The sequence below is a fragment of the Lactiplantibacillus sp. 30.2.29 genome, assembly GCF_018991255.1.
Classification (GTDB): domain Bacteria; phylum Bacillota; class Bacilli; order Lactobacillales; family Lactobacillaceae; genus Lactiplantibacillus; species Lactiplantibacillus pentosus.
On record NZ_JAGYGU010000001.1, the window covers coordinates 185231 to 210630 of the forward strand.

Sequence of the window (25400 nt, forward strand, 5' to 3'; positions counted from 1 at the left end):
ACTCATGGAAGAAATCAATAAGACACCCAAACAAATCGTCGCTGCGCTGGACAACTACGTGATTGGTCAAGGCCAAGCTAAGAAAGCCGTTGCCATCGCTTTGCGCAACCGTTATCGGCGGATGGAACTGTCTGCTGAAATGCAAGAAGAGATCACACCTAAGAACATGCTGATGATTGGACCAACCGGGGTCGGTAAAACGGAAATTGCGCGGCGGTTAGCTAAAATCGTGCACGCGCCTTTCGTCAAGGTCGAAGCGACCAAGTTTACTGAAGTCGGCTATGTTGGTCGTGACGTGGAATCGATGGTGCGTGACCTCGTTGACGTCGCAATTGAAATGGAAAAGCAACAAGCTTATTCCGGCGTTCGGGCCAAGGCGGTCCAAGCTGCGGATAAGCGCCTCGTTAAGCTGTTAGTGCCCGCACAAAAGAAACAGGCCAAGCAAAACGGCAATGAATTCCAAAACATGATGAACATGTTTACCCAGATGCAGAATGGCCAAACACCGGACATGAACGAATCATCGAACGAAGAAGTGACGGATGATGTTCGTAACCAACGCTTATCCGTGGCTGATCAGCTCAAGAGCGGTCGCTTAGAACAATCCGAAGTCACGATTGAAATGGACGATCCACAACAGGCTGCTGCTGGTAGCAATAACATGTTGGGCCAAATGGGCATCGACTTGGGAGATAGCTTAGGTGCCTTAATGCCGAAGAAGCGCATCAAGCGGACAATGCCAGTTGCAGAAGCTCGTGAGATCTTAGTGCGTGAAGAATCTGAAAAATTAGTCAATAATGCGGATATTTATCACGACGCGATTGTCCGTGCCGAAAATACTGGGATTATTTTTATTGATGAAATTGATAAGATTACCAAGGGCGGCCAACAGGGTTCTGGTGAAGTTTCACGTGAAGGCGTTCAACGCGATATCTTACCAATCGTTGAAGGTTCTCAAATCTCAACCAAATACGGACCAATCAACACTGATCACATCCTGTTTATTGCTTCTGGTGCCTTTGCCGAAAGTAAGCCTAGTGATCTGATTGCTGAATTACAGGGTCGTTTTCCAATTCGGGTCGAACTTGACGACTTGAACCAAGCAGACTTCGTTAAGATTTTAACGGAACCGAAGAACGCGTTGATCAAACAATATATTGCCTTGATCGGTACAGACAATATCAAGGTGACCTTCACGATCGAAGCGATTGAAGCCATTGCCTCGATCGCCTACAAGGTCAACCATGAGACGCAAAATATCGGTGCGCGGCGTTTGCATACCATTCTTGAAAAATTGCTTGAAGAATTGCTGTACGAAGGCCCAGATATGGAAATGGGTGAAGTGACGATCACGGAAAATTACGTTAACGAGCGTATCGGCAATATTGCACAGGATAAGGACCTTAGTCGCTATATCTTATAATATAATCAAAGGGGGCGTTGACACGGATGACAGTCGTATTAAAGAATCAATATCTGACCGTTTCAATCAATGAAGCGGGGGCCGAATTAAGTAGTGTAAAGTCAAATGATGGCATCGAATATATGTGGCAAGCGGATAAGAAATATTGGGGACGGCATGCACCCGTCCTGTTTCCAATCGTCGGCCGCTTGAAAGATGACCAGTATACCGTTGCCGGTCAAGCTTATCACATGGGTCAACATGGTTTTGCACGGGACAACGATTTCTCCGTCGTGAACCAAACGGACACGACGGCAACCTTGGAATTGACTGATACCAGTGCAACCCGGGCGATGTACCCGTATGCATTTCGGTTACGTCTGATTTATACGTTGACGGATCATGAATTGACCGTTAACTATAACGTGCATAATCCAGCCAACCAGGACTTGCTATTTGCAGTCGGGGGACATCCCGCTTTTAATGTGCCGCTAGCGGATCCTAATGGGGACTTGGCGGATTACCGGATTCGAGTGGTGCCACGCCAAGTTTACTCACATATTCCATTGAAGGCACCGCTGAATGATGCGGCCAATGCGGATGAGTTAGATTTGACGAAACCACTTGAACTGAACCGCGAATTGTTCAAAGATGATACCGTTATTTTGGCTCTAGATCATCATGAGACGACTTTAATGCTGGAAACGGATTTAGATGATCATGGGGTGGCGATGACGATTGAAGACGCACCGTACGTCGGCATGTGGTCACCATACCCCGCAGAAGCGCCATTCGTCTGCTTAGAGCCATGGTGGGGCATCGCGGATAACGTGGACAGCGATGGCCAATTAAGCCATAAGATGGGCATTAATCGCCTTGGTGCGAATAAGACGTTTGATGCGAAATATGACATTAGTTTCTTTTAGCAAAGTTAGATAACGCACCAAAAAGACCAACGAATATCAATTTGTTGGTCTTTTTGGTGTGGCGTGACAATCAAGTATACTGTAACTTCTTACTTTAACTAAAATTAAAAACAATTCAAAACCACAGCACCTAAGCTTACCACGTGCAAAACAAAAAGGCCACACGCAAATGTGTGACCTTTAAATCCTCATTTATTTGCGATTAGCGCGTTGCTGGCGGCGCCAACCAATCCCAAAATGGACCAGTGACTCAGTCCCGTTTTTAATTCGAGCAATGTTGCTGCGATGCCGGTAAAAAATGAAGCATGTCAGGACAAGTGCCACCACGGAAAGTAGCCAGTCTTGATAATAAAAGATGGCAATTAAGGTGACGATTGGAAATGCCGTCATACTGGCGACACTCACCATACTGGTTGTGTAGACTAAGATGAACATGATGACACTCGCAATCAGGAAGAACTCCCAATTGTAGGCAAGCAGAATACCGGCACTGGTTGCGACGGCTTTACCGCCCTTGAAGCCAATGTAAATCGAAAAGGTGTGCCCCAGGATGGCGGCTAATCCGATCAAAAGGGTGTAGCGATTAGCCATATGAAATAAGAGCGTCGGTTGAAGTGCTGCAATTGTGCCTTTCAAGATGTCCATTGCCATGACGATCGTCCCAGCAGTCGGCCCTAACACGCGATACGTATTGGTCGTGCCAATATTGCCGCTTCCAGCTAAGCGGATATCAGTTTGAAAGAATAGCTTGCCAATGATGACACCCGAAGGAATCGAGCCGATTAAGTAGGCAACGATCAGCATAATTAATATTTTCAAAATTGGTTCCTCCTGCAATAGAATCACTCAATATTTTAGCATTCTTTTGATGATTGTGGGACTAAATCGATTTAAAAAAATAATAGAATGTGCTGGAATTATGAAAATAAAATGATTTTTTGATAATTTTTAATTGGATAAATGCCGGTGATTCAGGTTTTTAAAGCGCCTACAGCCAAATTAGCCGCGCATTTTAAGAACTTGTCGTGAATCACAATAAGTTTATTCATTGAACTGGCGCTTAGAATCAACATGAGGTAAGCTAGTAAGTGGCATTAATTTTATGGCGTGCACGAACATATGTTTGCTAAACGGATTAATTAAGTGTATGCTAACAGATGACAAGCCAGCAGATAAGATCTAAAAAGACAACTGTCGCTTGACAAGTTCAGCATCGGTGGACTATTTTAAAACGGTTACCGTTGCTCGACTGAATGGGACAGATGAGAAAATTCAAAAGGAGTTGTGAGAATGGCCAAGAAAAGCCCAAAATATGATGATTCTTCAATCCAGGTGCTTGAAGGATTAGAAGCCGTTCGGAAGCGTCCCGGAATGTATATTGGTTCCACGGACGGCCGCGGACTCCATCACCTAGTTTATGAAATTGTTGATAATGCGGTCGATGAGGCGTTAGCCGGTTATGGGAAAGAGATTAACGTCACGATTCACGCAGATAACAGTATTACCGTCGTTGACCATGGTCGTGGAATGCCAGTCGGGATGCATGCTTCCGGTATTCCAACCCCTGAAGTTATTTTGACGGTCCTCCACGCGGGCGGTAAGTTTGGTCAAGGGGGCTACAAGACGTCTGGGGGCCTTCACGGCGTCGGCGCGAGCGTGGTTAATGCGCTTTCGTCTGAGTTAACTGTCACGATCATCCGTGATGGCTATCGATACGTGGAACACTTTAAGGACGGTGGTCATCCAGTTGGGACCCTTGAAAAGAAGGGCAAGACGAACAAACCAACTGGGACGACGATGACGTTTAAGCCCGATGCCAGCATCTTTACGACCACCGTTTATAATTTTCAGACGTTAGCTGAACGGCTTCGTGAATCAGCCTTCTTGTTGAAAGGCGTTAAGATCACGTTAACTGACGAACGAGAAAACCAGGAACAAGAACTGGTTTTCCACTACGAAGATGGTATCAAAGCGTTTGTCAGTTATCTCAACGAGGATAAAGATACGCTGGGTGACATCATGTTCTTTGATGGCACTAAAGAAGGCGTGGAAGTGGAAGTCGCCGCACAATACAACGACGGCTACTCCGAAAACTTGTTGTCATTCGTTAACAACGTGCGGACGCCAGATGGTGGGACTCATGAAGTTGGGTTCCGGAGCGCGTGGACCAAAGCATTTAACGAATACGCCCGTAAAGTCGGCCTGTTAAAGGATAAAGATAAAAATCTTGAAGGCTCCGACGTGCGTGAAGGGTTATCGGCAGTTATTTCGTTGCGTGTGCCCGAAAATTTACTGCAATTTGAAGGCCAAACCAAGGAAAAACTAGGTACTCCAGAAGCCCGGACGATCGTTGACAATATCGTGAGCGAGCAGTTGCAATTCTTCTTGATGGAAAATGGCGAATTTGCGCAGATGCTGATCCGTAAGTCGACCAAAGCAAGGCAAGCTCGCGAAGCCGCACGCAAAGCCCGCGATGAGAGCCGGAATGGTAAACGCCGTCACAAGCAAGAACGGTTGCTATCCGGAAAGCTAACGCCTGCACAATCCAAGAACGCGAAGAAAAATGAATTGTTCCTCGTCGAAGGGGATTCAGCCGGTGGTTCTGCCAAACAAGGCCGTGACCGTAAGTTCCAAGCAATTTTACCGTTACGTGGTAAAGTGTTAAATACAGAAAAGGCCAAACTGGCAGATATTGTTAAAAATGAAGAAATCAACACGATGATTTACACGATTGGCGCGGGAGTTGGTCCAGAATTCGATATCAAGGCCAGCAACTACGACAAAGTCATCATCATGACCGATGCGGATACCGATGGTGCCCATATTCAAATTCTGTTATTGACCTTCTTCTACAAATACATGCGGCCAATGATCGATGCGGGCAAAATCTACATCGCCTTACCGCCACTGTATCGATTACAGAAGCGGCAGAATAAGCAAATGCGGACCGAGTATGCTTGGACCGATGAAGAATTGACACTTAAGACCAAGACGTTCGGCAAGGGCTATGCGCTGCAACGGTATAAGGGTCTTGGTGAAATGAACGCAGAACAACTGTGGGAAACCACGATGGATCCTGAAAAGCGGACGTTGGTACGGGTTCGTATTGACGATGCAGCGTTAGCCGAAAAACGGGTCACGACCTTGATGGGTGATAAAGTGGAACCTCGTCGTAAATGGATCGAAAGTAACGTTCAATTTACGTTAGATGAGGATGGCTCATTACTTGATAACGAAGCCGTTTCATCCGCCCATCAGCAAGCTGACGAAGAGTTAGCACAACAATTAAAGCATTAGAGGAGGTCGTATAATGGCAACAGAACAGCCAAAAATTCAAGAATTAACGCTTGAAGACGTCATGGGCGACCGCTTCGGCCGTTATTCTAAATATATTATTCAAGAACGGGCACTTCCTGACATTCGTGATGGCTTAAAACCGGTTCAACGCCGGATTCTATACGCGATGAATCAGGATGGCAATACCTTTGATAAGGCCTTCCGTAAGTCTGCTAAGTCAGTTGGGAACGTCATGGGTAACTTTCACCCCCATGGTGACTCATCAATTTACGAAGCAATGGTGCGTCTGAGTCAGGATTGGAAGCTACGAGAACCACTCATCGAGATGCACGGGAACAATGGGTCGATGGACGGTGACCCGGCCGCTGCCATGCGGTATACCGAGGCTCGTTTGAGTAAAATTTCGGGTGAAATGCTCCAAGACATCGATAAAAAGACCGTTGATATGGTCCTGAATTTCGATGATACCGAGTATGAGCCAACCGTGCTACCAGCGCGGTTCCCGAACTTATTGGTGAACGGTGCAACTGGGATTTCAGCCGGTTATGCCACTGAAATTCCACCGCACAATCTGAGTGAAGTCATCGACGCGATTTTGTTCTTGATGAATCATCCCAAGGCGAGTCTGGAAGACTTGATGGACTTTGTGAAGGGGCCTGATTTCCCGACTGGCGGGATTATCCAAGGCTTGGCTGGTATCAAGCAAGCTTACGAAACTGGTCGTGGTCGCATCGTTGTCCGGTCGCGGACGAAAATCGTGCCACTCAAGGGTAATAAGTCCCAAATCGAAGTTTCTGAGATTCCTTATGAAGTCAACAAAGCGCAACTCGTTAAGAAAATTGACGAGATTCGCATCTTAAAGAAGATCGAAGGAATTGCTGAAGTTCGCGATGAAAGTGACCGTAAAGGCCTCTCAGTCGTGATTGAATTGAAGCGCGATGTTAACGCGGAAGGTATTTTGACTTACTTGCTCAAAAACACCGACTTGCAAATCACGTATAACTTCAACATGGTGGCTATCTATCATCAACGTCCTGAACACGTTGGACTGAAGACGATTTTATCGGCCTACTTAGAACATCAGCGCGACGTCATCACTCGTCGGACCAAGTTTAACTTGCAAAAGGCAGCTGATCGTCAGCATATCGTTCAAGGGCTGATCAAAGCGATGTCGATTCTGGATCAAGTTATCAAGACGATCCGGGGCAGCAAGGATAAAAAAGACGCCAAGCAGAACTTGGTCAGTCAATTTGATTTCACTGAAATTCAAGCTGAAGCCATCGTCACGATGCAACTATACCGCTTGACGAATACCGACGTGACCCAGTTGGAAAAGGAAGCTGCGGACTTAGCTAAGTCGATTGAAACTTATCAATTGATTCTGGCTGAACCCAAAGAACTCGATAAGGTATTGCGGCGGGAACTAAAGACCGTTCAAAAAGCCTATCCAACCAGTCGTTTGACCGAAATTCAAAATGAGATTCAAGAGTTGAAGGTTAAAACCGAAGTGGTCATTCCGCAAGAAGATGTCGTTGTGATGATTAGTCATGATGGCTATATCAAACGGACTAGTTTACGCTCCTATTCGGCTTCTGAACCTGATGATAATGGGCTAAAAGACGAAGATTATCCAATCTATTTGGCTAAGAATAGTACGTTAGACCATTTGATGATGTTCACGAATATGGGTCATCTAATCTATCGGCCAGTCTATGAGATTTCAGATGCCAAGTGGAAAGATACTGGCGAGCATATTTCGCAGACGATTGGGCTTGCGGACAACGAACGCATTACCTGGGTCTACAGTTTTGAAAATCTGAAAGCCACCGGTAAGTTCTTAGTTGCCACTAGTGACGGTTACATTAAACAGACGGCGTTTGCGGACTACACCCCTGGTCGGACGTATAAGACCCGCGCCAGTCAATTTATCAAACTGAAATCAGACGATGCGAGTGTCGTCACGGTCGATTATCTGCCAGCTGCACCAACTGGAACTTTAGTGCTAGTCACGCAACACGGCTATGGCTTACGTTACGATTTAAGTGAAGTGCCAACGATTGGTGCCAAAGCAGTCGGCGTTAAGTCAATGGATCTTCGCGACGATGCCATCGTACGTGCGACAATTGCCAATGAGACCGACTTGTTAGACATGATTACGCAGCGCGGTTCATTTAAGAAAATGAAGGTCGCAGATATTCCGGTCACCAGTCGGGCTCGTCGTGGGGTTCAAGTCTTACGTGAATTGAAGAGTCATCCGCACCGGGTCGCTGATTACGTCTTAGTGGCTGCCGATGCGAGTGGCGTGGCCCTCGATGTCTTGACAGACCGGGGTAAGCACCATTCGATTTTAAGCGATGATCATCCGGTCAGCGCACGGTATTCAAACGGGTCCTTCGTGGTCGATACCGATACAGAAGGGGAACCCGTTGCAATGCAAGTTCACCCAATTCCGTTAACTGTTTAGTTGCCAATGCGAATGCTTGCACGTTAATCCGTATTCGATTAAGATAAAGTTATGGCAATGTAAAAGATTATGAATTAGTTAAGCTTTATTTACCGATAACAACCGCTTGCTTTCACCATGAATCTTGTATAAAATTATAGGTATCATAAGATGGCGATAAGAAGAAAGGATCAGGTAAAATTCATGAAGACAACTCAAGAAAGTATTTTCTCCTCGAAAACGTTAACGTATTTCTTGCAATTAGCCGAAACAATGAATTACACACAGGCTGCTCAAATTTTGGGTATTACGCAACCAGCGTTGACGCAACAAATTAAAAAGTTGGAACGCACGGTTGGGGCCCCATTATTCTATTCAGTGGGTAAGAAGTTACGACTCTCTGATGCGGGTTACACCATGTTAAATGCCACACACAGTATTTACGATGTCCTGAACAAAGCGACCGACGAGATTCAACAAACGACCAGTGCCACCCAAGGAACGATTAATATTGGGGTGCTGGCTTCAATTGAAGATCACGTGTTTGAAGACTTTGCAATCAAGTATTATGAAGCCAATCCAAATGTCATTATTTCGCTACACATGTTGACCCGCAAAGAAATTTGGGAACGACTAGAAAATAACCGCATTGATTTGGCCGTCATGTATTTGCCTGACGAAAGCATTAAAAACTGGAAGCCATACCAATCGAAGAAGATTATTCAAGACGAATTGCTCTTCATTTCGGGTGACCCCAAGTTAGCTAAGAAGAAGCGGATCAAGTTTAAGGATACGACGCTCAGTCCATGGGTCACTTATCCAGAGAACTATTATTTAGATCAAGTGGTGAAGGAATCTTACAAGAACCAGCTCGCTGATTTACCAACTGCAGCGGCTCGGTTCACGACACCACAACAGATCTACCGGTTCGTTGCGGCAACGACCAACACGAATACGGCATTACCAAATTCATTCATGGTTGCTAACCCAGCGACAGACAAGTTACACACGCTGTCATTTGAACCAGCAATTAAGTTTGATTTGAACTTCGTCTTCCGTAAAGATAAGGACCAAATTCCACGGATCAAGAACTTCTTGGACGAATTTGATGCTTACTTACGGGCTGAAGATTATATTTCACGGTTACAAAAAATTAATCAAAAATAAGTTTTAAGGGAGTTTTGTGCTAATGAGTAAGGAATTAATTTTTGGACACCAAAATCCTGATACCGACGCAATCGTGGCGGCAAAGGCATTCTCATATTTCGAAAATAAAATGGGTGCGGATACTGAAGCCGTTGCATTGGGCGAACCCAATGAAGAAACCCAATTTGTTTTGGATCACTTTGACGAACCAGCACTGCGGGTCATCACTAAAGCTAGTGACGAAGTTGACAGTGTCATGCTTGTTGACCACAACGAACCACAACAAAGTGTCAGTGATATTGCCGACGTTACGGTGAGTCACGTGGTTGATCATCACCGGATCGCCGGTTTTGAAACCGCACAACCATTGTTCTATCGTGCCGAACCACTTGGCTGCTGCAGCACGGTTATCTACAAGTTGTTCCAAGAAAACGACATTGAAATTCCTGCTAAGTTGGCCGGTTTGATGCTTTCTGCCATCATCTCCGACACCTTATTATTGAAGTCACCAACGACGACTGAAACCGATGTCGCCGTGGTTAAGGACTTAGCTAAGATTGCTGATATCGATTATGAAACTTACGGTTTAGCAATGCTTAAGGCTGGGACTAACCTTGATAGCAAGTCAGAAAAAGAATTAATCGATGCCGATGCTAAGTTATTTGAAATGGCTGGTTCAACGGTACGTGTCGCTCAAATCAACACGGTTGATTTAGATGATGTTTTCAAGCGTCAAGCAGCCTTAGAAGATGCTGCTAAAGCTGAAAATGCCAGTGACGGCTATGACTTGTTCTTGATCCTTGCCACTAACATTCTAGATAGCAATTCTGAATTGTTAGTCGTTGGGGGCCCAACAGAACCCGTTGAAAAGGCCTTTGGTAAGACGATTGCCAACAATCGTTTAAGCTTACCAGGTGTCGTTTCACGGAAGAAGCAAGTCGTCCCACAATTAACGGACGCATTCAACGCCTAAGCTAATCGGGATAAAATCTGAATAGTGATTAAAGAAGCTGCCAGTTTTGGGAGCTTCTTTTTTGCATTTTGGGGTAAATGGGGTATGATAATAAGGTAATTAAGTTGTACACAACTTAATAGCTGAAAGGACTGATTTTAATGACTAAGCAGCAAGATGAGTTACGGCAACGCCTAACACCTGAACAATATGCAGTCACTCAAGAGGCAGCAACTGAACGACCTTTTAGTGGTGAATATGATGATTTTTATCAAGACGGCATCTATGTTGATGTTGTAAGCGGTCAGGCATTATTCAGTTCGCGCGATAAATATGATGCTGGCTGTGGTTGGCCGTCCTTCACGAAGCCAATTGAACCGGCTAATCTCAACGAACATTACGATGATTCGTTCGGCATGCATCGGACCGAAGTGACTAGTGCGCAGGCGAAATCGCATTTAGGGCACGTCTTCCCAGATGGTCCGCGTGACCAGGGTGGATTGCGCTACTGCATTAATTCAGCCGCACTAAAATTCATTCCAGTTGATGAATTAGAAGCCGCGGGTTACGGTCAATACCGGCAGTTATTTAAATAAGACATTCAAACCAAATGGAGGATTAATATGACAGATACTGCAATTTTTGCTGGCGGTTGTTTCTGGTGCATGGTCAAACCATTTGATCAACAGCCTGGAATCAAGTCCGTGATTTCTGGATATACGGGTGGTCACGTTGCTAATCCGACCTATGAACAAGTTGCCAGCCATACGACTGGTCATACTGAGGCGGTCGAAATCACCTTTGATCCTGAAATTATTAGCTATGCGCAATTGGTTGAAATTTATTGGCGCCAAACAGATCCGACTGACGCCTCTGGTCAATTCCAAGACCGCGGTGATAGCTATCGGCCCGTCATTTTTGTGAATAGTGAGGAACAACGGAAGGTCGCCACGGCTTCACGTGACGCATTGGCAGCCAGCGGTAAATTCGCTGAGCCAATCGTAACGACGATTGAAGACGCCAAGCCATTTTATCCAGCAGAGGAAGAACATCAAGACTTCTATCGTCGCAATCCATTTCGTTATCAGATTGAAGAAATGGGCGGCCGTGAAGCCTTTATTAAGGAACACTGGCAAGACTAGTTAGTACAAGGACACAAAAAAATAACCCGGCTTATGACGAATTTTGGGGACGTCATAAGCCGGGTTTTATTATCAGTTATAATGATTGATTAAGTCCCATTATTTAGCTTGATAAGCATCGAGCGCTGAATAAAAGGATTGTTTGACAGAGTCGCGAATATTCAAATAAGTAATATAATCAGATAATTCGTGAACATTACTCGTCATTGGAAAATCAAAATCAGAATGGGCGTAAGAAGCAGCTGGAGCGAACGGTCCGTTTTGTTCAATGAACGGTTCCAGCCAACGGTAAAATGTCATCAAATCATCCTTTCAAGTACTTTGGTTAATCAATATAACCAGTGTACCGCAAAGATTGCCGCTGTACAGGCGTTTTAAGGCTTCTTAACTAACTAGCAAATGCAGTGTAATGCTTGTCCTACGTTTGTAAAGTATTGTAAAGGTGTCGTAATAACGTAATGTTACTTTAACTAGTAAAGTTAATGATCAAACTCACCTGTCAGTTGCTGATTACCTGGTGCCCAGTCTAGTTAAAAACCTACCTGTAAAGCAGTTAAAGACTGATATAACACACAATCAAAAGCCACCCGCAACGGTAATTGTAGGTGGCTTAACGTGGCTCAGGTGGTTCGCTTAGCTTGTAAGGTCCGCAAATCACGTTGTCTGAGCAAATTTTGGTAATATTCGAGGCTGGTTGCGTCTAAGCGTAAGCGTGTCATAATTTGGGTGGGTTCAGTCGTCCGATGCTGGTTTAAATACCACAGGATAAAGTCTTGACGGAGCGTCACGGGCTTCAGTGGCACGCCTAAGCGCTGGCCGTCGCCGGCTAAATACTTGTGCAACGCCGCCAAAGTGATGTGTGGATCATTGCCACGTTGACGCTTCTTTAAGAACAAATCTGGGCTGCCACTTTGTGCTTGTAAAGGTTGTAAATAGGTTTGTAACGTCATGATAAAGCGGTGTTCGTCAACGGTAAACTGTAGCTGTTTAAAATCCTGATAGAACCCAGGCGTCAGCATTTCGGTGGCGGTATAACCCTTGTAAGTTAGCAATAAAAATAAGCGCGTATACGGGTGCAGGTCTTCGTTTGCCAACCATTGTGGGAGTAACTCTGGCCACGTGGTGGTTGTCGGTTGGTTTAGTAAGGGTTGTCCTTTGATTGCAAACGTCGGTAACGTTGTAATAATTCGATGGGCAAATAAGTAGCTAAAGTAACCATTTAGATTTGAAAGCGCTTTGTTCAAGGTTGACGGTTTGAATTGGCGTTGCTCACGTAGCATTTCCAAATAGGCGCGAATATCATTTTCAGTTAAGTCAGCGAGTAACTGATCTTTAGCGAAAGTCTCGTTGAAATGTTGTTCATAATTAAAAAAGTCTGCGAGCGTCAATTCATATTGTTCAATCGTACTAGCTTGTTTGCCAGCAGTTTGTAAGGAAGCAATAAAACTACGGGCATACGGAAATTTAGCAGTCATTGGCAGCAGGCCGTCCTTTCAATAGATGAAATCTTACTTTAACTAAAACATAAAATAACCGAAAAAACAAGCAATATATCGCGTGCTGAGAGACGCATTCTGAGATCTAGTTCAGATGATAGACGGACAAGTTGGTCGTTAATTGTGCTTAAAATCAACGAATACAAATCAAGGATTTGAGATGGATTAAGTAGTCAGATGAACAAATCGTAATTAGGATAGAAAATTGCTTGGTAACATGATTAGCAGAATTTACGACATACTAAAATCAAATTCAGCATGAGTCAGATTCAAGCCAACTTGATAACTGACGAATGATTCAATTCAAGCGGTCAAATTTAATTCAAGTTCAAATGACACTTAAAAGCTCGTCATTGAATCTGAGTAAATAAAACATTTCGGTTGACGATTGAATTTAACATGCCGAATTTAAAATTCAGATTCAATTTATCATTTTAAAAATGTCAGCGGTGAAAATTACAAACGAAAAAGTCGTGATCAAGTTTGGTAAAAGTTGTTCAGGGGACCATTTTAGGTCGTGGGGGAGTATTTTTACTTTTGATTCTACTTTGTATAATATATATTATGTAAACTAGAATATATCAAAAAAGTCCCCTAGCTAAATTAGCCTGGATCAAGCCTGACTCATTGGTTTGACCGTTAACTGGTCTTTTTTGCGCAGTTTTTTAACTTTTTGAAATAACTTTTTCTAGATTGACTGACAAATCAGAATGAATTTTAACAGAGCTGTTTAAAATAACTTCAATAAATTCAACTAAAAACGCCTGAATCCGTTAAATGAGACTCGGATTCAGGCGTTGGTTTGTGTAAATACAGTTAGCTAGTTCAAATGCTCAAGTTATCTGATTCAACGGCTCCGTCAATGGTATTCGCGCTAATCAACTCATATTTGAGCTCTTGGACAACGCATTGCTGTGTTTAAAGTACAACTATGCCGCTGTATGGCATTCGCTCAGCAAATCGGGCCATATTACAAATTCTACTGGTTTTCATTTAAGGCGTAGCAATCTGTAATTAGCCACCAACTGTTTCAGTCACTTAGAGACTTCATGTGGTTGTTTGAAGGCGTCACTAAGATTGACGGTGGCTGATAAATGCGGAAACAGCGCGTTTTATAGCCATCAATCGCACCATTCACGAACAGCTGTGTCAGCAACATCAACTTGATTACCGGCAATCGTTAGTGGTCGTTCAATCGTATAATTGGTCGCGCCACTGATTTGTAGCAACTGAGACATCACATCAAGGCAGTTACCAATACCGTAGCCGCCATTCGTTTCAAATGGCATGATACGTTTGCCTGATAGTTCGTTTCCGTAAGCTTGCAAGAATGCTTTAAGTGGTTCGCTCAGTGTCATGGCCCAGGTTTGAAAGCCCAAATAAACCGTCTCATATTGCGTCAGGTCTGGTAATTGCATATTTAAATCTGGTGTCAAACCCGTATCACGTTCACGATTAGCGCGGGTTCTGGTTTCTAGATAATCAGCTGGATACGGATTTGTGAGCGTAATTTGGCAGACATCGCTGTTGGTCAAATTAGCAATTTTACTGGCTAGCAATTCGGTTGCACCTGAACGCGACCAATAAATGACGATTTGATGTGCTTTCTCAGTGATTCGGCGAGCGACACCCTGACTAGTCGTATCTTGACCATCAGATGGGGTCATGCGCCCACTATCCCAGCGTGCGCCCTTGCGTGTGACTTGATTGGCTTGCACAGGTTTACCGGCAATATGACCCAAAATCGGACCTAATGAGTGCTGTTGCATATCGATAACCACCCTTCCTAAGTGAGATTAAAGCAGGGACTCGGCTTGTAAAAAACGCGGCCGTGCCCCTGCTTTTTAGCCCCTGCCATTTTTAAGTTTAAAAACAGCGACAAGCAGTCAAATGATCGCAATCTTGAAGACGATTTTTTGGCTGCTTGTGCTTAAAACAAATTAGTAAACTAGGCGAGTCTCACCCTGCGTGGCAGCGTCTGCAATCCCGACGCTGTCATTTGCTAAAAATGTCGGATCTGCGATGATTTTGACAATCACGTCGGCCATACTTTGACGCGAGCCAGAGACGCCGACATACGGTTCATTGCGGTGAGTCAGCTGATACTTGATTTCGTCACGGTCGTTTAACCATGGAAAGCGCAATGTTGTATAGGCAATTCCGGACTGCGCTAGTAATTCATCAGCGTGAATAGCAGCTGGTAGGCCACTTTTGACCATTTGATAATTCCAACGGCCATATTCACCAGGAACTTCATTGTAAAGTCCTAATAGACTCGATTCAATGATCCGTTGACCCCCTTGTTCTCGACTGGCTTTGATGACATTACGCGTGATGACGTTATCAGGTGTGTGATCCACCGCCGCAATGTAAACGATATCTTGCCCGTGCATAGCGGCTTTGACGGTCTGATAATCGGTCATATTACCATCGATTAGGGTTACCCGCGAATTGTCAGCTAGGTTTGCAAGTCGTGATTTTTGACGCAGAAACAATGTCAAATGGACATCGGATTGCTCCGCTAAAAGACGTTGTTCAACGATTCGGGCGATTTGTCCGTTGGCACCTAAGATTAAGACGTTTTTCAAATAGATTTCCTCCAATCTGGTTACTCAGTTGGCCTGTGTGCGACCGTCAAACTGCGTTAATCTGCGATAATTAATAACGATTTGATGGCTTCACGTTTGTCCATGGCTTCATAGGCTGCTTGAACATGGTCGAGGTCAAAGCGTTTCGTAAAGACCTTTCCGGGATGAATCTGACCATTTAAAACAGCATCTAATAGGACTTCACGATCATAGGTGGTGACTGAGGCAATCCCGCCACGTAGACCAATATTGCGCCAGAATAAGTTATTGGTGTTCATTTCTGCCTTCTGTGGGACGCCGACCCGACCAACAACGGCACCCGGACGGCCAACCTTCACTGCAGTATCGACCGATTGTTCAGTACCGACACATTCCAACACTGCGTCAGCCCCCTTGCCATCAGTCAATTCGAAGACTTTTTTAACCGCTTCATCGCCCCGTTCAGCAATAATGTCAGTCGCACCAAATTCTTTAGCGAGGGCTTGTCGATCCGCGTGGCGACTCATGGCAATAATGCGACTCGCACCACGTAACTTGGCAGAAATGACACCGCAAAGGCCGACTGCCCCATCACCCATGACAACGACCGTATCACCTTGTTTAACTTCAGCCGTTGCAGCTGCGTGGTAACCAGTCGCCATGACATCTGATAGCGTCAGTAGATCATTTAACTGCGCGTCGGTGTAATCACTTGGTTGGCCAGGTACTTTAACCAGTGACCAGTCCGCATTGGTGAAACGTAAATATTCACCCTGATAGCCAACCATTTCATCGGGATGATTGTTGAGACAGTTACCTTCAAAACCGGCCAAACAAGCGGCACAATGCCCACAACCATGCGTAAACGGTGCAATAACAAAATCACCTGGTTTGACATGGGTCACTTCATCGCCGACAGATTCAACCACCCCGATGGCTTCATGGCCGACCGCAGACGGGTGCTTACGATCTGAAATTCCGCGGAACCACCACAGGTCTGATCCACAGACACAAGCCCGAACGATCCGTAAAACGGCGTCTGTGGGTTGTTTAATGGTCGCCTTTGGCAATTCGCGTGCTTCAACTTTTCCTGGTTCAACAAATACTGCTGTTTTCATAGTTAATAGCCTCCTAAAGCTGTTTGAAATTGTTAGTGATTTAATTGATTCAATTATCGTGGCTCAAAATTTAGTCTGATCAGCACATCATGACCCTGATTCTTGATATATGGCGTTGTCCCTAGTCGTCAGACGCTATGCTGCAACGGTTTTCAGCCATTGCAGAATCTGTGGCGTGGTCGTCTGACGGTCAACTGCGAGGCCTGACTTAACCTGCGCAGTTGGAATTAGTTGGGCAATCTCGGCCTCATATGTCCCCGGAGTTCCCGTATGCGTATAAAATGGTGCGACAATGCCTTTAAAACCCGCTATTTGACGCAAGAATTGCCGAACTGGGGTTGCAACTGAGTGGTGCCAGACTGGGCCACCGACCAGTACAATGTCATCTGGACTAACATGTGCCTGTGCCGCAATCTCCCGTGCTGCTTTCGCAGTATTGCCTGACCATGAATAGTAAACCACAATAATATGTTTTAACAAGGCTCGGTTTCCTCCTTCCAATGACTTCAATACAATTACTAGTATAGAACCTTGAAGTAACTTCAAGGCAAGCGTTTGATCAAAAAAGTTTTAATTAATGGCGAATAAAAATATCGATCGTATCCCCGACAAGCTTTTCGAAGACCACAATCGATATTTTCCATGAATCTTATAGTGCCAGTGAACGTCGACGACAAACCGGACCCAAACTGACTAGGCCCCCGAGATACTGTTGCTGGCGTTAATGATCGTCAAATTATGCTGTCGTTGACGCCACCATAATTTGACCCCGGCCACCCCACAAATCAGCAACATGATAATTGGTAAGTACAAAATCACGTGATAACGCCCCTGCACTTCCAGTGGTAAGGCGGTTAGCGTGAACCCGTCGAATAATAAAGCAGCCATCATCAAGTAGGTATTCAAATAATGGTGCCGCCACTGAAGCCAGAGCCCCATCATGATGCTGAGTAACGCTAACACCAACATGCCTTGCCAATAAATGACAGCTAGAGACACGATTATGGGTGCCCAGTGAAACCAGTTGTGATTGAGCGCACCACCATGGGGACTAAGATTATATAGCGACCAGTCGTAACCATAATCTTCGCGGGCGAAGTTTTGCATCTTCTGATTTGCAAAGTTGCCCAACTGTGGTTTGATATGCGTCAAATTAGTTTGTAGCGTCGTTTCCAAGTGCCGCGTGATTTGTGGGTACGCCTGATTCAACGTTGGTGCGACTCGCAGTTCATGATCAACACTTGCTTGTAAATGGGCACTGTAGGTCCCGTGAGTATTTGGATCAGTACCGGTCGCCAAACTGTACAACGTTTCAACGCGGGATGGTGCGATTCGAATGCCGTATAGCCAGCTGTCGAGATTGGTTGCCGCGACAAATAAAGCTAGCACAACGCCACTATATAGCAGAAGCTGTCGATATTGCGACCGCCATCGCTGCCAGTTCGAACGACTGTAGACAAATGCGGCCATAAGCGCCACAGCAATCACCCATACCGCCATGATTGGACGTAGCATATTGGCCACCACCGTTGCGATGACAGCTAGTCCGAGGAACAAGCGTTGGTCAGTCCGAGTGGGGACTAACGCGCGTGTCAGGGCGTACATGCTGAGCAACACACTGGTTAAGAAGAACGGTTCACCGCCATTTAACAAGCTTCCATACAACCAGTATGCGGGAATACAATAGAAGATGAGCGCTGCTGCAATGCCTAATTGACGGGATAGCCAGCGCGCGACTAACCAGTAAATGAGCAGCATATCAAACCAGCTACAACTGATATTAATTAGTTGACTAACAAAATAATTATCGCCGCCAAAAGCCACAGCTAAGCTGAACCCATTTGCAATGTTGAGCGCGTGTGGAAATAGCACGTAGTTTCCAATGACCCCTTGTTGCCAGAGCTGTTTCCAAGTTAACCCTTGGGCACTGAAGGCTGCCAGCGTGTGATAGTTCCAAAAATCCGAGGTTGGCTGAATCTTTAGCCCGGCAATTAACGGTAATTTGAGTAAAGTTAGTCCCACAAAAATACTCAGCAACCAGGCCGTACCGTGCTGACTGAGCCACCAACTCCCGAAACTAATTGCACTAATCAGGATCAAGAAGATTAGACCACTAGTGAACAGCGTGCTCGGAGTCGTGTGTCGTGGCAAGCCAATCTCCAAATTTGCAACCAATAACCAGCTCATTAGTCCCGCGGCAACTAGTAAAACAATCGTTTGAAATAAATGTTTTAGCCATTTCATGAGTCGATTCCTTCCTATCGTTAATACGACCGTTTAAGTCCAGCGTATTTGCGTGGTCGAATCACCGTCCCGTGATGAGTTTTGGCCCAAGCGGTCTGTCCGCGCAGTTGCCGATAAATCGCAACGTATGGCGTGAGGCTAATAATTAATAAGAATGCTTGAAAGCTTAACGCTTCACGAATGGCGAGCGCTAAGGACATTGGCTGATGAACGGTCGTACAGTTACGCTGATAAAGCGCGGCTAGCACGCAACAAGCGGCTAACGCAATCATGACCAGTGTGCTGATGGCGAGATGGTGCCACCCAGCTTGCCAATGGACCAGACTACGCTGAATCAAAATGGTCAGTGTCACTAAACTGGTCACTGGGACGATACAACCAGTGATAGGCATTAAAATCCAGATGCTCGTATCGACTTTTTGAAAGCCATTCAAGTATGGTGACCGCCAGAGCGCTGGTAAGTAGTGCATACACTGCACGGCGCCCTGACACCAGCGAACCCGTTGCCGGAAAAATGGTTTGAGCTGTTCGACGGCCTCTTGTTGGACGACTAGTGTGTGGTCAAATTCAGTTCGCGTCCCGCCTAACAGCCAGGTTCGCAGGGTATACTCCAAATCTTCAAGCAACCGATCGCCCCACGGGTTTTTTAAAGCCAAATCAAAGCGTACAAATTGGCCATTTCCCGATGCGATGCCTTGTCCGAGGCGATTCCGAAGTTGTTGCGTCGCATTATTAACGCCCATGAATTCAAAATTTTGCATCTTGGTGAGCCAATTGGGCTGGTTATAGATACTAACACTCGTTTGGAGCATTGCTAACCGAGCGTCTTATTCAAAACGAGCAACCACCCGGGTCAAATCCGAAGCGTTCATAAATGCGTCGGCATCCAGTACACCAATGACGGTTTTGCGCGGGTCAACATCTGTTGCCAACGTCCGGTGAATGTACTGCACGGCCGTATTTAAGACCGCCCCCTTCCCCGCCTGTTCGTTGGCGGCACGGTGTAAAACTTGCAAATACGGTGACTGCGATTGAGTCAGCATCAATAAACTGTGGTCGCTAGAATCATCATCCACTGCGATTAACTGGGCATGGATGGATGCCGGTAATTGATCGAGTGCATTAGAGAGCTGGGCCACGGTTTTGCCAATGACGCGCTCTTCATTCAGAACCGGGATAATCAAAAAGAGCTGATACGGGGTTGGGCCTTTGAGATAGACGCGGGTCGGCTCCCGATAATGGTTGATCAACCCCAGATTGATTAAAAAATAAAGATAGAACATGACCGAAATCGTCATGGCAAGCGTGATTAAAATCATTGCAATCCCCCCAAATACCTTTATTAAATCGGTATTATACGCACTATTTTCATATTTTCCCATTATTCTCGTTATGAAAACATAGTGAACAAATCATAGTCGGATTTTACAGCGTTTTTACGTGAAGTTTACAATAATACGGTAGTCAGTTAGTTGATAGCCTGATAAAATGACGTTATTAACTAATAAGAAAGCAGTGATTAGATGCGTAAGCTAATTGCCGGTTTATTTATCTTGCTGGTGCTCCAACCACTTGGACTCTACTTGTGGCGCGCACAACTATTGAATGTGATTCCCATTCATTACGGTATTTTCGGCATCAGTGCCTGGCAAGCCGACCCCCAACATTACGGGGCGCTCATCGAGAGTGCGCTGATACCTGCAACACTAATTATCATTGCACCACTCCGACCACAGCCACCACTAAACTGGGTGCGGCCAATCCAAACGAGTCTTTGTGGTTGGCTGTTTGGTATGAACTGGCTACTCCTCATTAACCTCTTTACTCATGCGGCTTGGATCAATTGGATCAGCTTCATTTGGTTGGTCATCTGGGTTGCGGCCGCTGGATTGCAGCTCTTAGTCCAACTTGCATTTGATTATCCTGGGCATAAAAATGTCCATTCTTGATTATTCTAACGGCCAAAAAAGCAGCGCTCCATCATGGAAGGCGCTGCTTTTGTCATTAACATGAAGTTATCACTAAGCTTTTCGTGTCATACCAGTTGCTCCGCTTAGTGCAAAACGGTCTAAAGCGATTTAGTGCTCGCGATGCAGTAATGGTGTCAACATATCAATAATGCCAACTGATGCACTCGGAAAGGCGAACACTTTTTGACTTAGCGTTTCAGCCGTCACACGGTCGGTAATCAGCATCGTCAACAGGTTAATTAAATCTGGTGCGCCGTTACCGTAAATAGCGGCCCCGACCAAGTAGTTTTCTTGGTCAAAGACTAATTCAAGATTAGCTTCAGTCTCATTTTGATATTGAAAGGCGAGTACTTGGCCGTATGGTAAGGCTTGGACATGGTAAGTATCCGGATCGGCCTGTGCCGTGGCGACTGAAACCCCGACTTGTGCCAACCGCGGCATCGTGAAGACGACCGATGGGATGACTGGATAATCAATCGCAGCGGTGGCCCCTAGCAATTGGCCGGCAATGTAGTTAGATTCAAAAGTTGCTGTTGGTGTTAATTTTGGTAGCATCTTACTAATCACATCACCACTAGCATAGATGTTCGGTACATTTGTCCGCAGATGGTCGTCGACAATAATACCGTGACGGTCAGTTTGAATACCAACTTTCTCAAGCCCAAGGTGTTCAACATTCGGGATTCTTCCGGTCGCGCCAACAATGGCGTCACTTTCAATCGTTAAGCCGTTAGCAGTAGTTGCGGTCAGCCCAGTAGCGGATTTTGATACCGACTGTAAGGCTTCATCGAAGTGGAATTGGACGCCCGCTTGTTCAAGGTGCGTAATCAGCTTTTGAACGTGATCTTGATAAAATGCGTGCAAGGCGCTCGGTGCAAATTCGATGATGTGGACCTCTGAGCCGAGTAAGACCGCCATATCAGCAAATTCCAACGAGATAATACCAGCACCAATGAAAGTCAGGCGTTTAGGCATCGTTTCTAAATCTAAAAAGTCGCGACTATCTAGCATTAACCCAGCACCAGGAATCGCTAGCTGTGCGGGACGTTGCCCTGTTCCGAGTACAATCGTATCCGCAGTATAGTCAGTTCCAGCGACTTGTACCGTGTGAGCATCAGTCAGTTCACCACGACCAGTAATGACAGTAATACCGAGTTGCTTGAAAATTGCCGTCATCTGAGTCGACAATGGCTTGATCACACTTTGTTTATAGGCCATTAATTGTGACCAGTCAATTTTAGGTGTCTCGTTGACCCCGATGCCTTGGTATTGTTTGAGTTGTTCAGTTAGTTCGAATGGCCCATCTAACAGAATCTTGGCATCACAGCCAAAATTCGTACACGTCCCGGCAATTGTGTCCGCTTCAATGATGGCTACCTTTCGCTTTGCCTGTGCCAACGTGACTGCTGCATGCCATGTTGCGTGACCACTACCAATAAAAATTGTGTCAAAATTTGCCATATCCGGTTCCTCCTTGAATTAGTGAAGCATTAATTAGAATAAACAGTTAAATAAACGGTCGTGCACGATTGAAACGACCAATAAAAATGGCCCCTTAGGCCAAATCTTGCGACAAGGTATCAACGATCTTTTGATTTAGCGCTAATGCTTGCTGATACTCGTCACTGGTTAAGTGATAACGTCCAATACAAGTTGCGATGGCGGTCTCGATTGCCTGGCGCTGGGTCTTGCCCTGCTCAGTCAAATGGATAATGAGTTGGCGGTGGTCATTGGCTGGACGCTCGCGCCATAACCAACCGGCATCGTCCATGCGTCGCAGCAGTGGTGTCAATGTATTACTGCTTAGCCGCAATACCGTCCCAAGCTCATGCAGCGACTGGTCGTCATGCTCCCACAAAGCCATTAACACGAGATACTGTGCATAGGTCAGTTTGAATGGCGCCAACGCTTCAACGTAAAACTTGTTGAATAAACGATTAGCATTGTAAATACTAAAACATAATTGGTTAGCTAGCTCAATCTCAGGTGTCATTGTCGGTGCTCCTTTCAATCGTGTGCGATTGATTATTAGTATAAGCGCCCTAACGGCAAAAAGCAAGGCGCTTTTATGCTTAGGACACTTTAAATCTAATTAAGTTAACGATAGCTGTTGTGACGGTTGATTGGCCATAACAACTTAATTAATTGCTAGACCCAATTATACTTCGTCCACAGGTCTGATCATCAATAAATCCGTTTGCCAATCAGTGCCCATCACAAAATCGTGTGCGCTGAATTGGCGGAAGCCCCATTTGGCATAAAAACGTTTGGCGGGTTCATTGTGTTCCCAAACACCCAGCCAAATTCGTTGCTTACCTGCCTGCTTGGCCGTTGTCAGTGCAAACTGCATCAATTGGCGACCGAGTCCCCGATGCTGATAACCCGGACGAATGTAGATCCGCTCCACTTCGAGTGTATCCTCTCCCATCGCTTCCGACTGGGCATCATCAGTATTTAGCTTCAGATAGCCCATGATTTCATTATCCTGGCCAATGAAGAAGAAACTGGAATGAGGATTGGCTAGTTCCGTCTCAAGTGTGTTTAATTGGTAGGCTTGCTGCAGGTAGGCCTGCATGTTAGCAGCAGTGTTCTGTGCGCCAAAGGTATCTTGGAAGGTCTCGATACTAATTTGCTGTAACGTTGGTGCGTCAGCGACGGTTATTGGTGTAATTGTAACTTGGCTCATGTGATTAGTCCTCTCTCTCAATTGGTCATAAAAAAGCAACCCAGAAGTTGCGCATGACAATTATCATACCGCACATCTGGGTTGTTGTTAAGTTACTTGGCTTTCTTACCCCATTCTGGAATAATCTTACCATCTTCACTGATAGCCAAACCATCAGCATTTTCAAGTTCAGCTGCATTTGGATCTTCAAAGTTGTTCTCAAGTGCATCGACAAAGCGCGCCGTTGAACGACCATCTAAATCATCAAAGAAGAAGTCGACGAAACCATCGAGCTTGGCCTGATCAATTTTCGGATGCTTCAACTGCTGGATCAAATCACCGGTGTTTTCGGCTAAACTACCTGGAATGAAGTCAAAGTAGTTGAAGTAGAAACTCCGGGACTGCATGTAGTCGGCTAAATCAGGCGCAAAGAAAATCATCGGTCGTTTGAGTAAGGCATATTCGAAACAAACGGATGAATAGTCCGTGATCAACTGGTCAGCGACTAATAACAAGTCATTGATTTCGCGGTAATCTGAGACATCGTAGTAAAAGTCTGAATACTCGTATGGAAGTGTCGGTTTGTTTTGCACGAACGGATGAATCTTCAATAGGAAGACATAATCCTCATGCAGGGCTTCGTATATTTCTTTGAAATTCAACATTTCAAATGGATAGTAAGCCGATTGTTGACCGTTACCACGGAACGTTGGTGCAAAAAGGATCACTTTCTTACCCTTAATGAATGGCAAGTCGTCTTCTAAGCGTTCGCGAATCGCCTGTTTCTTAGGCTCGTCGAAGAAAATATCGGTCCGCGGAATCCCCAACGGTGCGATTTTATCAATCGAAATCCCGAATCCTTCAGCATACTTATCCGCGATATTGTGCGATGAGACCAGCGCTTCAGTGTAGTTACGATGATTAAGTGACTGAATCTTGGGACCACCTGGCATACCTAGACGACTATAGCCAAAGGTCTTAAACGCCCCAACGGCATGCCAAACTTGAATTAAGTCGGCATTTTCGCGGATTCGCAACGGATAAACGAGCGGATAAAAATCATCGAGAATCACATAGCGACTGGTCGCGAGCGCTTTGGCTAACGTCCGAACTTCCTTCCAAGTCTTCTTAGTCTTGATGCTTGGCTTTAAGTAAAAGGAAATCTTGAAGTCGGTATTGCGGCGTTTGAGTTCCTGGTAAATGAACTCAAAGTTTCCAGAAATCGTGACCCGACTATCCGACACAAATGAGATTTGCTTCTTATGGATCGGTTGTAAACTATACCAGCGATACCAGGCTTTTAACGCCCGACGTTTGATTGCCCGCATCGCCGCACTCTCAAGCCCAACCGTATCATCAAATTCATTTTCAAGCGGATTAACGTCACTCAGTTTGTATGAGGTGACCTTTAACGCTTGTGAGGCCAAACTATACCGGAAAATCAAGCTGTATGACTTGTTACTCTTGGCAGAATAACTCGTCATCTTAGTGGTGTAGTTTAAATCTTGATGAATATCGACGATTTGCCCGATCGTGGTCCGTCGAATGAGCCAACCGTTACCAAGGTATTGTTCCAACTGTAGCTTCATTTCATACGTCCCAGGAACTAATGGTTTGCCATCTGAAATCGTTGAGAAATTGATTTCACCGTGATAACCCGATGCCGGAAAATCCGGCCGGTCGACGGTGGTATTGACTAATGGCACGGCAATCTCATCGCCTTGATCATTAATTAAAATCAAGCTCTTGACGATTCGTTCTGCATCTTTTTCTGGATACTTCTCAAACCAAGCGGCACCTTCGATGACCAAGAAGGAACTATTAAAGTCCAGCTTGGTCACCTGCCGTTTGATTAACGATTCCGCATCTTTTGCGATTCGTTGCGAGTTCATGAATTCAAGCGCATCACGTGATAGCTCCGTTGATTCGGTCGTTGGTTGTTCCTGAGGTTGAACCGGTCCCCGCCGGCCATAAACGACACGCCGCGCGATTCGTTTTAATCGTTGTAACATAAATTATGCGCTCCCTACTA

The 25400-nt window shown here is 45.3% G+C and carries 21 protein-coding genes and 1 pseudogene; 9 read left to right on the forward strand and 13 right to left on the reverse strand.

Annotated elements, in window-relative coordinates; translation table 11 throughout:
• Window positions 1–4 precede the first annotated feature (4 nt).
• Both hslU and KGF65_RS00800 read left to right on the forward strand, forming a co-directional pair.
• Window positions 5–1423, forward strand: coding sequence for an ATP-dependent protease ATPase subunit HslU (gene hslU / locus KGF65_RS00795; RefSeq protein WP_101873446.1), 1419 nt, complete (start codon window positions 5–7; stop codon window positions 1421–1423).
• 26 nt (window positions 1424–1449) lie between these two features.
• Window positions 1450–2328, forward strand: coding sequence for an aldose 1-epimerase family protein (locus KGF65_RS00800; RefSeq protein ID WP_216747996.1), 879 nt, complete (start codon window positions 1450–1452; stop codon window positions 2326–2328).
• Window positions 2329–2520: 192 nt separating this feature from the next.
• Here the strand turns inward: KGF65_RS00800 and plsY are convergent, their stop codons facing one another.
• Window positions 2521–3147 (reverse strand): glycerol-3-phosphate 1-O-acyltransferase PlsY, encoded by a 627-nt coding sequence (plsY, locus tag KGF65_RS00805; RefSeq protein ID WP_082230235.1) that lies wholly within the window; start codon window positions 3145–3147, stop codon window positions 2521–2523.
• 471 nt (window positions 3148–3618) lie between these two features.
• Here plsY and parE point away from each other — a divergent pair, with 471 nt between their 5' ends.
• The 6 genes from parE (at window position 3619) to msrA (ending at window position 11308) form a co-directional block, all read left to right on the forward strand.
• On the forward strand, window positions 3619–5625 hold the full coding sequence (parE, locus tag KGF65_RS00810; RefSeq protein WP_003638815.1) for a DNA topoisomerase IV subunit B: 2007 nt from the start codon (window positions 3619–3621) through the stop codon (window positions 5623–5625).
• Between the two features lie 13 nt (window positions 5626–5638).
• A complete protein-coding gene (gene parC / locus KGF65_RS00815; RefSeq protein WP_216747995.1) occupies window positions 5639–8089 on the forward strand; it encodes a DNA topoisomerase IV subunit A in 2451 nt (816 codons plus the stop codon).
• Window positions 8090–8272: 183 nt separating this feature from the next.
• The gene (locus KGF65_RS00820; RefSeq protein WP_003638813.1) at window positions 8273–9235 is read left to right on the forward strand and encodes a LysR family transcriptional regulator; all 963 of its coding nucleotides are present in this window, start codon (window positions 8273–8275) and stop codon (window positions 9233–9235) included.
• A gap of 22 nt (window positions 9236–9257) precedes the next feature.
• Window positions 9258–10187, forward strand: coding sequence for a manganese-dependent inorganic pyrophosphatase (locus KGF65_RS00825; RefSeq protein ID WP_216747994.1), 930 nt, complete (start codon window positions 9258–9260; stop codon window positions 10185–10187).
• Window positions 10188–10327: 140 nt separating this feature from the next.
• Window positions 10328–10762 (forward strand): peptide-methionine (R)-S-oxide reductase MsrB, encoded by a 435-nt coding sequence (msrB, locus tag KGF65_RS00830; RefSeq protein ID WP_003638811.1) that lies wholly within the window; start codon window positions 10328–10330, stop codon window positions 10760–10762.
• A gap of 27 nt (window positions 10763–10789) precedes the next feature.
• Complete coding sequence (gene msrA, locus KGF65_RS00835; protein ID WP_050338617.1) at window positions 10790–11308, forward strand: peptide-methionine (S)-S-oxide reductase MsrA; 519 nt, start codon at window positions 10790–10792, stop codon at window positions 11306–11308.
• Between the two features lie 99 nt (window positions 11309–11407).
• Here the strand turns inward: msrA and KGF65_RS00840 are convergent, their stop codons facing one another.
• The 8 genes and pseudogenes from KGF65_RS00840 to KGF65_RS17365 form a co-directional block, all read right to left on the reverse strand.
• The gene (locus KGF65_RS00840; protein WP_003638809.1) at window positions 11408–11608 is read right to left on the reverse strand and encodes a YozE family protein; all 201 of its coding nucleotides are present in this window, start codon (window positions 11606–11608) and stop codon (window positions 11408–11410) included.
• Between the two features lie 320 nt (window positions 11609–11928).
• Window positions 11929–12783, reverse strand: a complete 855-nt coding sequence (locus KGF65_RS00845) for a phage integrase N-terminal SAM-like domain-containing protein (protein WP_101873452.1) — start codon at window positions 12781–12783, stop codon at window positions 11929–11931.
• 1142 nt (window positions 12784–13925) lie between these two features.
• On the reverse strand, window positions 13926–14573 hold the full coding sequence (locus KGF65_RS00850) for a flavodoxin (protein WP_101873453.1): 648 nt from the start codon (window positions 14571–14573) through the stop codon (window positions 13926–13928).
• Window positions 14574–14744: 171 nt separating this feature from the next.
• Window positions 14745–15392, reverse strand: coding sequence for an NAD(P)H-binding protein (locus tag KGF65_RS00855; protein WP_216747993.1), 648 nt, complete (start codon window positions 15390–15392; stop codon window positions 14745–14747).
• Between the two features lie 56 nt (window positions 15393–15448).
• Window positions 15449–16489, reverse strand: a complete 1041-nt coding sequence (locus tag KGF65_RS00860) for a zinc-dependent alcohol dehydrogenase family protein (protein ID WP_101873455.1) — start codon at window positions 16487–16489, stop codon at window positions 15449–15451.
• Window positions 16490–16624: 135 nt separating this feature from the next.
• Window positions 16625–16969 (reverse strand): hypothetical protein, encoded by a 345-nt coding sequence (locus KGF65_RS00865; RefSeq protein ID WP_216747992.1) that lies wholly within the window; start codon window positions 16967–16969, stop codon window positions 16625–16627.
• A gap of 213 nt (window positions 16970–17182) precedes the next feature.
• Window positions 17183–18733, reverse strand: a complete 1551-nt coding sequence (locus KGF65_RS00870) for a hypothetical protein (RefSeq protein ID WP_216747991.1) — start codon at window positions 18731–18733, stop codon at window positions 17183–17185.
• 20 nt (window positions 18734–18753) lie between these two features.
• Window positions 18754–20052: pseudogene (locus KGF65_RS17365) on the reverse strand (glycosyltransferase family 2 protein).
• 204 nt (window positions 20053–20256) lie between these two features.
• On the opposite strand from KGF65_RS17365, the gene KGF65_RS00880 reads away from it, so the two are divergent.
• Window positions 20257–20682 carry a hypothetical protein gene (locus KGF65_RS00880; RefSeq protein ID WP_101873458.1) on the forward strand — a complete coding sequence of 142 codons (426 nt, stop codon included), beginning with the start codon at window positions 20257–20259 and terminating at the stop codon, window positions 20680–20682.
• Window positions 20683–20811: 129 nt separating this feature from the next.
• On the opposite strand, the gene KGF65_RS00885 is transcribed toward KGF65_RS00880, so the two are convergent.
• From KGF65_RS00885 to KGF65_RS00900, 4 genes are all read right to left on the reverse strand, one after another.
• Window positions 20812–22164: an NAD(P)/FAD-dependent oxidoreductase gene (locus KGF65_RS00885; RefSeq protein ID WP_216747990.1), complete on the reverse strand. Its 1353-nt coding sequence runs from the start codon at window positions 22162–22164 to the stop codon at window positions 20812–20814.
• A gap of 94 nt (window positions 22165–22258) precedes the next feature.
• Window positions 22259–22696 (reverse strand): MarR family winged helix-turn-helix transcriptional regulator, encoded by a 438-nt coding sequence (locus KGF65_RS00890; RefSeq protein ID WP_101873460.1) that lies wholly within the window; start codon window positions 22694–22696, stop codon window positions 22259–22261.
• A 165-nt stretch (window positions 22697–22861) separates the two neighbouring features.
• Complete coding sequence (locus KGF65_RS00895; protein WP_101873461.1) at window positions 22862–23389, reverse strand: GNAT family N-acetyltransferase; 528 nt, start codon at window positions 23387–23389, stop codon at window positions 22862–22864.
• Between the two features lie 92 nt (window positions 23390–23481).
• The gene (locus tag KGF65_RS00900) at window positions 23482–25380 is read right to left on the reverse strand and encodes a CDP-glycerol glycerophosphotransferase family protein (protein ID WP_101873462.1); all 1899 of its coding nucleotides are present in this window, start codon (window positions 25378–25380) and stop codon (window positions 23482–23484) included.
• Window positions 25381–25400: the final 20 nt, after the last annotated feature.